The following is a 12,048-nucleotide window of genomic DNA, read 5'->3' as shown; positions in this document are numbered from 1 at the left end:
ACCTCGAATGAGCACGCGCCCGAGTAACCGGCGCAAATATGGGGAAGAGTTTTACTTCGGCTCAGGCGTGCGCGGGCGGCGCACGAGGCTGGCCGGGATGATCGGCAGCACGTAGTGCGCGCGTGAGCGAAGAGCTGTCGTAAACGACAGGCGATGCCAGCCGCTCGATTTCGGCGACGAGTGCGACAGGCGTCGGCCCGAGCGGATCGGACTTGCCGATGCCGGCGGCCGGGCACTTGGCGAGAAGCGGCGAACTTGGGTCACCGTGATCGCCGAGCGAGGCGCAGACGGACCAGGAAACGCTTGATTCAAAGCCGAGCCGCGCCAGATCGCGCTGGAGGCCGGCGGCCTGATGGAGCGGGGCCAGCAGCACGAGCAAATAGAGGGCGAGCACCGCGAAGGCGGTGCCGAAATCTTTTGCTATGTGGCGCATGCGAAAGGGCATTGCGGCTCCTGGAACGCCTTGATCGCTAGCGCCTTCGCAAGCGGGGCGCAAGGCGCGTGGTGTCGCATGGTGGCGCCGGCATTGGGATTCTTGACGGTTGACCGCAATGGTTAACGCACTAGGGTGCCCTCCCCTTCCAGCCAGAGCGCGTAGCCATGACGAAAGACGACTGGACGACAATCGGGCCGGCCCTCAGGTCGATTTATCTGCAGTTTTGGCGGCATTCCCGGCTGATGCTGGCGGGAATCGCTGTGATCGTGGCGATCAATGCGATGCTCGGCATCGCGACGCCCTACCTTTTTTCGCGGCTGATCGATGGCCTCACCACAGGCGATCTCGCGAGCACCATGGCGCTGGCTTTTGTCGGCTATGCGGTCATGCGCGGGCTTGAAACGCTCTTTTCCTATTCGCAGAACTACCTGTCGCTGATGACGTCGGAGGACTTGAAGTTCATCGCGGCGACCGAGTTTTTCGCGCGTCTCCTCAAGAAGCCGGGCACGTTTTTCATCGAGCACAATCCCGTGGCGATCCAGACGGCGCGGTCGCAGGGCGAAGGCGCGGTGCAGATGCTGGTGCAGCTTGTGCTGATTGTCTTCATACCCGGCGCGGCACAGATCAGCCTTGGAATCGCACTTCTCGGCGCAACGATCAGCGTTGATATCATCGCTATCGTCACCATCTACGGCGGGATCTTCATCACGCTCACCTATTTCGCAAACCAGTGGACGCGGCCGCTGCTTGATCAGGCGATCGAAGCGACGCAGGACAATGCCCGTTTTGTCGGCAATGCCGTCAACGGCATGGAGGCGATCCGCTATTTCAACGGCGATCGCTGGATCAGCGAGAAGTTTGCGGAAAAGGCCGATTTGGCGCGAGCGTCATGGATCGGCTGGTCCTGGCGCCGCATCGCCCTTTCGGGGATTTTTGGGCTCGCGCTCGGAGCGCAGCTCGCGGTCACCTATCTCCTGATGCTGCCGCGGTTCGAAGCGGGCGAGATGACGGTGGGCGATATCGTTCTCATCAATCTCATCCTTGTCCAGCTCAACCGGCCATTCGAGATGATCGGCATGGCGATCGATGATGTGATGCGTTCGGTTTCCCGCTTTCTGCCGTTTGCGCGGATGTGGCAGGAGCCGCAAGATCGTGCGGGGCATGGAGATCGGGCGACCGGGGCCATCAAGGGCAATATTGCCTTTGAGGGCGTCGCCTTTCGCTATGGCGAGCGGCAGACTCTGATGCCGCTCTCCTTCACTGTACCGGGTGGCAGCATTGCCTTCATCACCGGCCCGACGGGTTCGGGAAAGACGACCCTGTTCCGGCTGGCGCTCAAATCGTTGGAGCCGAGCGAGGGGCGCATTCTGATCGATGGCGTCGATCTCGCCGCGATCAAGCGCGAGAGTTGGTATGACGCGGTCGGCGTTGTGCCGCAGGACGTCATGCTGCTCAATGACACGCTTGCGGCCAATATTGTGCTCGGCCGCGTCTTCGATCAGGAGCGCATGCGGCGGGCTGCGGCGCGGGCCTCGATCCTTGATTTCATCGAAAAGCTCGACGATGGCTTCGAGACGACGGTCGGCGAGCGCGGGCTGAAACTTTCGGGCGGCGAACGGCAGCGCGTCTCGATTGCGCGGGCACTTTACGGCAACCCGAAAGTGCTGTTCCTCGACGAAGCGAGTTCGGCGCTCGACGAGACGACCGAGAGCCAGATCATGGATGAACTGCGCCAGCTCGAGGATGTGACGATTCTCGCCATCACCCACAGGCGCAGCATCATCCGGCCGGGCGATCAGGTGGTGACGCTTGATGCAACCGCAGCGCCCTTGGAAGCCTACCAGACCACCGAGTGAGTTTTTCCGGTCTGGACATTGACGAAGCCGTCGGGTGCCAGAGGGCCCGGCGCGACAAGTACCCAGCGCCAGGGCGAGCAGGTGAGCGTTGCGAATGACAGGCGCTCGGGGAAGCCGGGAGACCAGCGCGGGCTGAAGGTCGGCTCATACATCCACTCGATGGCCTTGGCCTCCTCATAAAGGTTCTGCATGTCGGCATCGAGATCTTCGGCCGAACGGCAGGACATGAGACCGGCAACTTCGTAACGAACAGTGGCGACGACGTTGTTGTCGCGCACCAGCGCCCAGCCGCCATTGATGTCGCGCAGCGCATTGACCGCCATTGCCATGGCTTCATCGGACGAGCCCGCGCACCAGATATTATGCTTGTCGTGGCCGAGCGAACTGGCGACGGCACAATCGGGCGTCTTGGGCCCCGTGCCAATCCAGAACATTTTCGAGACCGACTTCTTGTCCGAGAAGCGATCAACGATGGCGAATTTGGTGATGTTGCGGCTTTCGTCGCGCTGCACCTGACCATCCCGGACGGCCAGGTCATAGGTGAGGAAATCATCCGCCCAGTGGAAAGGACGAATGACCGCGGCCGACATGGTGTTGCGGCCGGGTTCAGCGAGAATCGCAAAATCATCCGCAACAAGCGGGCCGCCAGTCTTGACCGTATCCGTCGCCCATTGCGGCCAAGCGATGGTGGGCACCGGTTCGATATGGGTCGTGCCCTTGGAGACTTGGCGGCCATCCGCCCAGACTTCCGCGATAGTAAAACTTTTGACGTCTGAAAGCAGGACTACATCGGCAAACCGACCGGGGGCGATCGAGCCGACCCATGGGGTCAGGCGCATGTGGCGCGCGGGATTGATGGTGACGCACTGGATGGCGATTTCCGGCTTGAGGCCAGCTTCGATGGCGGTTCGGACATTGTAGTCTGTCGCACCTTTTTGAAGGGTCTCGCTGGCACTGCGGTCATCGGTGGCGAAGGCGATCTGCGACCAGTCTTCGAGCCCGCGCTCGAGGAGCCCCTTGAGAACATCGGGCATCGAATGGACGCGCAGTTCCATGAACAGGCCGTGGCGAAGCTTGTCCCAAAACTCCTCGGCGGTCCAGGCTTCGTGGTCTGACGCAAGCCCAGCTGCGGCGAACGCATTAATGGTCGGCAGATCGCGGATACCCGCCGCATGGCCTTCGACGACACCGCGCTGGGCAAAGGTCGCCTCGATCATCCCCCAGAGGCGCTTATGCGAGCCATTGTTGCCGTCCCAGACGGCGGGCCAATCCATGACCTCGTCGAGACCCGCGACCATCAGGCTCTCATTCATGAAGCCGGCCTGCTCATCATGGCCGAGATAGCCACCGCCATGCTCATAGGCCGTGGGCGGAACGGCCGAGCCGGGCAGCGGGAAAATCTTGAGTGGCGAGCCGTGCTGGCGCGCCGTCATCCAGAATTCGACGGTCTTGGCGCCGTTGACGTTGGAGAATTCGTGACTCGCTTCGCAAGTCCAAGTATTGCCGCGCGGCAGCACGAGCGCTGCCTCCCATTCGGGCGTCAGGTGCGAACTTTCGATATGCTTGTGGATTTCCCCAAGACCCGGAACGGCCCAGAGATCGGGGCGGTGTTCGATCTGGTCAACCTCGCCGGTATAGCTGCCAGCAGGGCCTACATAAGCGATACGATCGCCCTTGATGATGATTTCCTGATCATAGAGCCAGGTGCGGGTCGCGACATCGAGCAGGTGGCCAACGCGCAAAGCCCGATCGGCCGGCGCCTTGCCGAGAGCCACCAGGGTCAGGTGCTGGCGGATGGCGACTTCGGACTTGGCGTTGATCATTGGAAAACCGGGGGTCGTTGTAACTGGGCAAGCCGGAGGGACCGGCAGGGACAGTTGATGAGGAAACTGCGCCGCGCTGTCAAAGTCGAAATTCTCATCGACTGCGAATGAACCGATACTGGGTATTTTCCGTAAGGAAACCCACGTGCTAGCTATTGCCGCCCTGCCGTTCCGAGGTCCGCCGTGTTTGTCGATAGCCACCTGCATCTTGATTTCGATGACTTTGCTGAAGACCGCGAGGCGGTTATGGCGCGGGCAAAAGCGGCCGGGATCGACGCCTATGTGAATATTGGCATTCGCGTTCGAAGTGCGGCGCGCGTGATCGCCATAGCCGAGCGCTACCCCAATGTCTTTTGCACCGTCGGTACGCTGCCCCATATGGCCGATGAGGAAGCGGATGTTACTGCCGAAGAGATCATAACGCTGACACGGCATCCAAAGGTGATCGGCATAGGCGAGGCTGGCCTTGATCGCCTTTACGGCAATGCGGATTGGAACACACAGAAGCGCGTCTTTTCGGCCCATATAGAAGCGGCTCAACAGACCGGTTTGCCGCTCGTCATTCACTCGGTGCGCGAGGACGACACCATGTCGGAAATGCTCCGTGCAGCCATGTCGAAAAAGCCCTTTGCCTTCGTCGTTCATGCCTTTTCGGGCGGACCATTGCTCCTCGAAACAACGCTCGACCTTGGTGGGTATTTCGGCTTTGGCGGTTTACTCACCTACAGGGATAACGAGCACATTCGGCACGCTGCCCAGCGCGTACCCATGGAAAGAATACTTCTTGAGACCGACTCGCCCTCGATGGTACCCGCGCCGCTTGAAGGCGACCGCAACGAGCCGGCAAATCTTCTAACCACCGCCACACTTCTCGCAGCGCTTCGCGGGATTGAAATTGATGTGCTTGCAAAGGCGAGCACTGACAATTTCTATCGCCTTTTTTCCAAAGCAGGGCGTATGTAAGGACTATGACCAACGCACCATCCCGCACCCTCGCCCTGCCCGCCGATCTGGAGGCCTTTGTATCGAGCCAATTGGCCGAGGGGCGCTATAGTTCCGAGGGCGACCTTCTCGCTGCGGCCCTGCGGCAGTTGCGTGTGGGATCGAGCACGGTTTTCACGGTCAACTGGCCTGTTGATGGCGGCGCCTGTGGCGCGCTGATCCGCGGTATCGATTGGACAAAAACCACGCTCGGCCCGGTCGGCACCTGGCCCCATGCTCTGCGCGCGACAGTGGCCAATATCGTCAATTCGCCCGTCGCCAAGGTGCTGATGTGGGGTCCGGAACATCTGATGTTCTATAACGACGCCTATGCGCCCATCATTGACCAGCGTCATCCAATCGCCTTGGGACAGTCCGTGGCGACGGCTCTGCCCGAGGTTTGGGACTTCAATCGCGGCATTATTGAGCGGACGCGAACGGGCGAGCGCATTTCACACAGCAGCGTGCCGATCACCCTCAACAACGCAGCAGGGGCCGAAACCTATACGTTCGACTTGCACTACACCCCGGTCTACGACGACCTTGGCACGGTCAATGGCGTCATGTGTACCGTGATCGACCAGACCGAGCAGATGGCTTTGCAGCGCAATCTGGCCGCAAGCGTCGGTCGCTTCCGCGCGGCGATGGATGCTGTCCACGGCGTGCTCTGGACCAATAGCGCCGATGGCCGGATGCTGGGCGAGCAGCCGGGCTGGGCCAAGCTCACCGGGCAGAGCTTTGACGAATACCAAAATTTCGGCTGGTCAAACGCCGTGCACCCTGACGATCAGGATAGCTCGGTGCAAACCTGGAACGACGCGGTCGCGGCCAAGTCCATGTATGTCCACGAGCACAGAGTGCGCGAAAAGAGCGGGGTCTGGCGCACCTTTGCGATCCGCGCGGTGCCCATTCTCGATGCCGGCGGCGAGATCATCGAATGGATCGGGGTTCATACCGATATCACCCATCGCCGCGCAGCAGAGAATGCCCTGCGCCAGCTCAATGAAGATCTCGAAGCACGCGTCATTTCTGAAATCGACGAACGTCGCCGAGCGGAAGCAAAACTGGCGCAATCCCAGAAAATGGAAACCGTCGGTAAATTGACCGGCGGTGTCGCGCACGATTTCAATAATCTGCTGCAGGTTGTTTCTGGCAATCTTCAGCTTCTCGCCAAAGACATTGCCGGCAATGAACGCGCAGAACGGCGCATCGCCAATGCGATGGCCGGTGTGTCACGCGGATCAAAACTTGCCTCGCAGCTCCTGGCTTTTGGACGACGGCAGGCGCTCGAACCTAAGGTCACCAATATCAGCCGCCTCGTGCGCGACATGGACGACATGCTGCGCCGCGCCATCGGCGAAGCGATCGAAGTCGAGACCGTCGTCAGTGGCGGGCTTTGGAACACTTTCATCGACCCTGTTCAGGTCGAAAATGCCCTCCTCAACCTTGCCATCAATGCGCGGGACGCCATGGATGGACAGGGCCAGCTCACCATCGAGCTCGGCAATGCTCATCTCGACGACGATTATGCGCGCTCCCATGATGAAGTGACACCGGGGCAATATGTCATGCTGGCTGTGAGCGACACCGGCTCAGGCATGTCGCCAGACATCATCGATAAGGTGTTCGAGCCGTTCTTCTCGACCAAGGGCGAAGGCAAGGGCTCAGGGCTCGGGCTGTCGATGGTCTACGGGTTCACCAAGCAATCCGGCGGTCATGTGAAAATCTATTCCGAGGTTGGCCTCGGCACGACCATCAAGCTCTACCTGCCGCGAGCGCTCGAAAGCGAAGACGTGGAAGTGGTGGCGAGCACCGGACCGATCATCGGTGGCACTGAAACCGTGCTCGTGGTCGAGGACGATCATGAAGTGCGCGCGACCGTCGTCGAAATGCTGACCGATCTCGGCTATCGCGTGCTCAAGGCCGTGGACGCGGCGAGCGCTCTCAATGTCATTGAGAGCGGCATGCCAATCGATATTCTTTTTACCGACGTCGTCATGCCCGGCACGCTCAAGAGTCCGGAACTGGCCCGCAAAGCGCGCGAGCGGCTGCCCGATATCGCGGTGCTCTTCACCTCAGGGTACACCGAAAACTCGATCGTCCATGGTGGCCGGCTCGATGCGGGCGTGGATCTCCTTTCAAAGCCTTACACGCGCGAAGCCCTGGCCTGGAAATTCCGGCAGGTTCTCGGCAAGGGAGAAAAGGGCAAACCGCTTTCCGATTTGAAGGCGGAAAACCCTATCCCGACCGAGGGAGGGCGCCCCGTCGTCACGACCAAGCGCACGGTGCTTCTGGTTGAAGACGATGCGCTCATCCGCTTCTCAACGGCGGATTTGCTTGAAGAGGCCGGCTATCTCGTGGTTGCAGCGGGAAGCGCTGAAGAAGCGGTGGCCGCACTCGACACCGCGCCGGTCGATATTCTCGTGACTGATATCAACTTGCCCGGCATTTCAGGTGTCGAACTGGCGCGGCAGGCCAAGGCGAAACGGCCCGACTTGAAGCTGGTTTTTGCGACCGGAGATACATCTGCGATCAAGGATCAGCCCGACGCGCAGGTGCTGATCAAGCCCTATTCACAAAGTGAACTGGTTCGCGCCCTGGCCGCTTCCGGCAAGGTGCCGGCCACTGCAAAATAATCCTGGCGGCCGGCCCTCGGGGGCCGGTTCACCACGGCACAAATGCATGCGTTGACAGACGCTGTCGAAGAGCGCATTTGAGCAGCGAGACGCCCGGCGTCTTCTTTGAAAGAGAAAGATCATGAACCCCGACAGTCGAAGTCGAATTCGACACTGCCGCAGGGCCTGAAGGATCTGACGAGGTCAGTTCCCGCGGGCCCATGAGCCTGCATTGAGGAACTGCCATGCTGCGCATCTACACGCGTACCGACGATAAACTTGTGCCATTCGACATGGACAAGAGCACCAGCCTGCCCATTTGGCTGGACCTGATTTCGCCAACCGCCGACGAAGTGAACCAGGTCGAGAACATGCTCGACGTGGAAGTGCCAAGCCGCGCCGAAATGGAAGAGATCGAGCTTTCGGCCCGTCTTTATGCCGAGAACGGCGCGCTCTTCATGACGCTGACCGCCCTTGCCAAGCTCGACACCGATGAGCCGATCAAGACCCCGATCACCTTCATCCTCAAGGATCAGACGCTGGTCACGGTGCGCTATGCCGAGCCAAAGCCATTCCTTGCCTATATGAACCGCGCGCAGCGGCCCAAAGGCGCCCCGCACAAGTCGGGCGAGGAAATCATGCTGGGCCTGATCGAAGCCATGATCGATCGCACCGCGGATGCGTTGGAGCGGATCGGCAACGAGACCGACGGCTTGTCGCGCAGTATCTTCAAGACGGCTCAGGCCAAGACCAAAGCCAATGTAAAGACGCATGACCTCGAGAACGTCATCTCGCTGATCGGGCATAAGGCTGAATTGCTCACCATGGTGCAAGAGAGCCTTGTCAGTATTGCGCGGCTCACGGCCTACTATGCGGCGGCGGACGAGACCAATGACGACAGGGAAAGCCGGCACCTCGTGCGGCTGATCCAGCGCGATGCGCTCTCGCTCGGTGAGCATGCGCGGGCGCTGTCGGCACGCCTCGGGTTTCTGCTCGATGCAACGCTAGGCGCCATCAATCTCGAGCAGAACCAGATCATCAAGATCTTCTCGGTCGCGGCCGTCGTCTTCCTGCCGCCAACGCTGGTCGCCTCCATCTACGGCATGAACTTTGCGATCATGCCTGAGCTTAATTGGACCCTCGGCTATCCTTGGGCAATCGGGCTCATGGCGCTTTCAGCGCTGGTGCCGTTCCTCTATTTCAAGCGCAAAGGCTGGCTGTAGAGCAAGAGGCTGCCAGGATCAAACAGGCATCGAACCCGCGTCCTTGTCAGGGCGCGGGCATCGGAATTAGGCGTAACGCTCAGCTTCTGAACGGATCGAAATTAGGCAGAAGCTGCTGATATTGGCCACGCCAATAGAGGAGCGGCTGCTCCGAGGTCGTCACCTCGACATGGCGTACGCGCCCAAAGACCAGCGCATGCGTATGACGTTCGATAATCTCGTCAACGTCGCAATCGAGCACCGCCAATGCCGACTGGAGACCCAGAACGCCACTCTCGAGCCGGTCCCACTCCCAGCCAACGTAACGATCATTGCCCTTGATGCCACCCTTGCCCGCAAAGCGATCGGCGACGGGGCTCTGACCGTCGCTCAGAATATTGCAGGCAAACGATGCGGCATCGCGCAGGATTGGCCAGGAGGACGACGTTTTGTTGAGGCTAACGAGTATCGTTGGCGGTTCGGCGGAAAATGAAGAGACAGACGTCGCGGTAAAACCAGTGCGGTTGCTTCCCGTGCCCACGGTTATGACGCTGACGGCGCCGGCCAGATTGCGCATGGCCAATTTGAAGGCGCTGTCTTCCACTTCAGCCCTTTGAGCCGGCCGGAAGCTTGCAATATCGATGATCGACAAAGGGCCTCTCCCCATCTGACGCGCCCATATGACGCTTGTCCCCTACCCTAGCCCGCTCCCGGACCGCGCACGATATCGCCAGAGAGCACAGTTTGCCGGTTGGAGACGGCAGGAAGAAATTTATATCTACAAACTTTATAGACTAAACGAGTTCTCGGAGGCGTGGTGCCGATGCGTCCCGATGTGTCCCGTGGCAAAAGCATCACTGTCGGCATTTACCGAGAGCGCCGGATTGCGGTTCAGCCCCGGCCGGCGTTAGCTTCGTCCCAATCTTGAGGGAGATCAGAATGAAAACCGTCATGTCCGACACATTCGCACTTCGTCTGCAACAGGACATGACCGTTCATGCATTCCCAATCTTCCAATGGGGCCAAGCGCGCGCAAAAAACCACTAGCCGCGGCCTTTTTCCATTTCTCAAATCAAGCGCTGACCAGACTATAGCGCGGGACAAAGCCCGTTCTCGGTTTCGGCGCTTCACGTCATACTATCGGCCTCATCTGCCACTGTTCTCGGCGGTCGTCGGCGCGGCTGTGCTGGTCGCTGCCGCTGCCATTGCGCTGCCGGTGACGACAAACGTCATCATTCTCCGCCTACCCGAATTGCTCCAGTCGCAAGATGCCTTTGGGCAACTGGCCGGCTTCGGCGCCATAATGCTGGCCGCCTTCCTGGTGCAGATCCTCGCCGTCTATTTCGTCGATTATAAAGGTCACGTCATGGGCGCGCGTATCGAAGCGCAAGTGCGTCGGGATCTGTTCGAACACTGCCAGAACCTGTCGTTCAGCTTTTACGATCGTCAGCGAACCGGCCAATTGATGAGCCGGATCACCAATGACTCGCTCTGGCTCGGTGAGCTCTTTCACCATGGGCCGGAAGACGCTTTGATCGGCGTCCTCAAGCTCGCCGGCGCTATGGCGGTCCTGATCTGGATCGACCCGCTGACTGCAGCCGTTGTTGCCGCAATCGTCCCTTTTGCGCTCGTTTATGCCCTCTATTTCAATGGACGGATGAAGCATGCGCTTGCGGCCAGCAAAGAGCGCATAGCGAGTGTCAATGAGCGCGTCGAAGACGCCCTGGATGGTATTCGCGTCGTCCAGTCCTTCGGCAATGAAAGGGACGAGCTGCGCCGTTTCGATACCGAAAACCAGTTGTTCCTGGAGAGCCGGCGGGACGGTTACCAGAGCGAGGCCATGCTGTGGTCAGGGATGGAGGGATTCAACCAGTTCCTGACTGTTGTCGTCATTCTCCTCGGCGCCATGCGGGTCGTTACCGGAGAACTTGTTGCTGGAAATCTTCTGGTCCTGCTGCTGACCCTTGGCGTGTTGACCGATCCGCTGCGGCGGATGGATAATTTTATCCGGCTTTGGCAGGAGGGATATACCGGCTTCAACAGGGCTATGGTATTGCTCGAGGAGGAGCCGGCGATCGCTGACCGTCCAGGGGCTCAACGAGTGGGTACCCTGAAGGGACGGATCAGCTTCGAGGCTGTCGGTTTCCGCTATGAGGGATCAGGCCAACCGGTGCTTCGCGACCTGTCCCTGACCATAGAGCCAAGCGAGTTCGTCGCCTTGGTCGGACCCTCGGGCGTAGGCAAAAGTACTTTGTGCAGCTTGGTGCCGCGCTTTTACGATGTCGAACAGGGGCAGGTAACCCTGGACGGGCGAGATGTGCGCGATATCCGACTTGCCGACCTCAGGCGCAACATTGGCCTCGTACAGCAAGATGTCTACCTCTTCGGCGGCACGATTTGGGATAACCTGCTTTATGGGCTGCCTAAAGCGTCCCAGGCGGAGGTCGTCATGGCAGCCAAGGCAGCCAATGCGCACGATTTCATCATGGCACTCCCCCAGGGCTATGAGACCGACGTAGGGCAAAGAGGGGTAAAACTGTCGGGCGGGCAAAAGCAGCGGCTGACCATCGCCCGCGCCTTCCTCAAAAATCCTCCAGTGCTGATCTTCGACGAGGCCACGTCAGCACTCGACAATGAAAGCGAGCGTGCCGTGCAGCAGGCCCTTCTTGGACTTTCGAAGGGCAGAACCATGCTGGTCATTGCCCATAGACTTTCTACTGTCCGCCACGCCGACCGTATTCTGGTCCTGACGGAAGACGGCATCGTTGAAGACGGCACCCATGATACACTCATGGCCGCTGAAGGCGTTTATGCAAGATTGCACTCGGTTCAGGGTAGTATCTAGCAAACACAAGCCCAGCGTCACCGCTGGGCTTATTCCCCGCGCAAACCGGACACAGGTTTACGTATAGACGTCAGCTACAGGTGAATGATGATTGGGGTGTTCTGGTAGCGGAGGAGGGATTTGAACCCCCGACACGCGGATTATGATTCCGCTGCTCTAACCAACTGAGCTACTCCGCCACAACGCGGCGACCGAAGTCACGCTTGCGGGGTCGTACTAGACGGGGAACGGAACAGTGTCAAGTGCTCCGCAGAGGTTTGGTTGGGTTGTGGATTTGGGCGCCTGAAGAC

General features: G+C 59.8%; 8 protein-coding genes and 1 tRNA gene. 5 read left to right on the top strand and 4 right to left on the bottom strand.

Annotated elements, in window-relative coordinates; all coding sequences use genetic code 11:
• Window positions 1–61 precede the first annotated feature (61 nt).
• Entirely contained in the window at window positions 62–445 is a 384-nt protein-coding gene (locus tag DevBK_RS17700) for a hypothetical protein (RefSeq protein ID WP_317186392.1), read from the bottom strand.
• Window positions 446–600: 155 nt separating this feature from the next.
• Here DevBK_RS17700 and DevBK_RS17695 point away from each other — a divergent pair, with 155 nt between their 5' ends.
• On the top strand, window positions 601–2,292 hold the full coding sequence (locus DevBK_RS17695; RefSeq protein ID WP_317186391.1) for an ABC transporter ATP-binding protein: 1,692 nt from the start codon (window positions 601–603) through the stop codon (window positions 2,290–2,292).
• Here DevBK_RS17695 and DevBK_RS17690 read toward each other — a convergent pair.
• Complete coding sequence (locus tag DevBK_RS17690; protein ID WP_317186390.1) at window positions 2,274–4,115, bottom strand: adenine deaminase; 1,842 nt, start codon at window positions 4,113–4,115, stop codon at window positions 2,274–2,276. The genes DevBK_RS17695 and DevBK_RS17690 overlap by 19 nt on opposite strands.
• Window positions 4,116–4,298: 183 nt before the next feature.
• Between DevBK_RS17690 and DevBK_RS17685 the strand changes: the two genes are divergently transcribed.
• From DevBK_RS17685 to DevBK_RS17675, 3 genes are all read left to right on the top strand, one after another.
• Window positions 4,299–5,078 carry a TatD family hydrolase gene (locus DevBK_RS17685; RefSeq protein WP_317186389.1) on the top strand — a complete coding sequence of 260 codons (780 nt, stop codon included), beginning with the start codon at window positions 4,299–4,301 and terminating at the stop codon, window positions 5,076–5,078.
• Between the two features lie 5 nt (window positions 5,079–5,083).
• Window positions 5,084–7,732 carry a response regulator gene (locus DevBK_RS17680; RefSeq protein ID WP_317186388.1) on the top strand — a complete coding sequence of 883 codons (2,649 nt, stop codon included), beginning with the start codon at window positions 5,084–5,086 and terminating at the stop codon, window positions 7,730–7,732.
• A gap of 224 nt (window positions 7,733–7,956) precedes the next feature.
• Complete coding sequence (locus tag DevBK_RS17675; RefSeq protein WP_061909066.1) at window positions 7,957–8,934, top strand: magnesium transporter CorA family protein; 978 nt, start codon at window positions 7,957–7,959, stop codon at window positions 8,932–8,934.
• A 79-nt stretch (window positions 8,935–9,013) separates the two neighbouring features.
• Here the strand turns inward: DevBK_RS17675 and DevBK_RS17670 are convergent, their stop codons facing one another.
• Window positions 9,014–9,565 (bottom strand): flavin reductase family protein, encoded by a 552-nt coding sequence (locus DevBK_RS17670; RefSeq protein ID WP_244483994.1) that lies wholly within the window; start codon window positions 9,563–9,565, stop codon window positions 9,014–9,016.
• Window positions 9,566–9,910: 345 nt separating this feature from the next.
• Here DevBK_RS17670 and DevBK_RS17665 point away from each other — a divergent pair, with 345 nt between their 5' ends.
• A complete protein-coding gene (locus tag DevBK_RS17665) occupies window positions 9,911–11,758 on the top strand; it encodes an ABC transporter ATP-binding protein (protein ID WP_317186387.1) in 1,848 nt (615 codons plus the stop codon).
• 102 nt (window positions 11,759–11,860) lie between these two features.
• On the opposite strand, the gene DevBK_RS17660 is transcribed toward DevBK_RS17665, so the two are convergent.
• Window positions 11,861–11,937 (bottom strand) — tRNA-Met (locus DevBK_RS17660).
• Between the last annotated feature and the right edge of the window lie 111 nt (window positions 11,938–12,048).

This window comes from Devosia sp. BK (genome assembly GCF_032907385.1).
GTDB lineage: Bacteria > Pseudomonadota > Alphaproteobacteria > Rhizobiales > Devosiaceae > Devosia.
Note: the sequence above shows the minus strand (reverse complement) of the source record. Positions and strands in the feature narration are given on the sequence as shown.

What these genes read in the sequence shown, in the direction of transcription:
- DevBK_RS17680 (WP_317186388.1), top strand. Translation starts at nt 5,084, where the DNA reads ATGACCAACGCACCATCCCGCACCCTCGCCCTGCCCGCCGATCTGGAG.
- DevBK_RS17675 (WP_061909066.1), top strand. Translation starts at nt 7,957, where the DNA reads ATGCTGCGCATCTACACGCGTACCGACGATAAACTTGTGCCATTCGAC.
- DevBK_RS17700 (WP_317186392.1), bottom strand. Translation starts at nt 445, where the DNA reads ATGCCCTTTCGCATGCGCCACATAGCAAAAGATTTCGGCACCGCCTTC.
- DevBK_RS17690 (WP_317186390.1), bottom strand. Translation starts at nt 4,115, where the DNA reads ATGATCAACGCCAAGTCCGAAGTCGCCATCCGCCAGCACCTGACCCTG.
- DevBK_RS17695 (WP_317186391.1), top strand. Translation starts at nt 601, where the DNA reads ATGACGAAAGACGACTGGACGACAATCGGGCCGGCCCTCAGGTCGATT.
- DevBK_RS17665 (WP_317186387.1), top strand. Translation starts at nt 9,911, where the DNA reads ATGCATTCCCAATCTTCCAATGGGGCCAAGCGCGCGCAAAAAACCACT.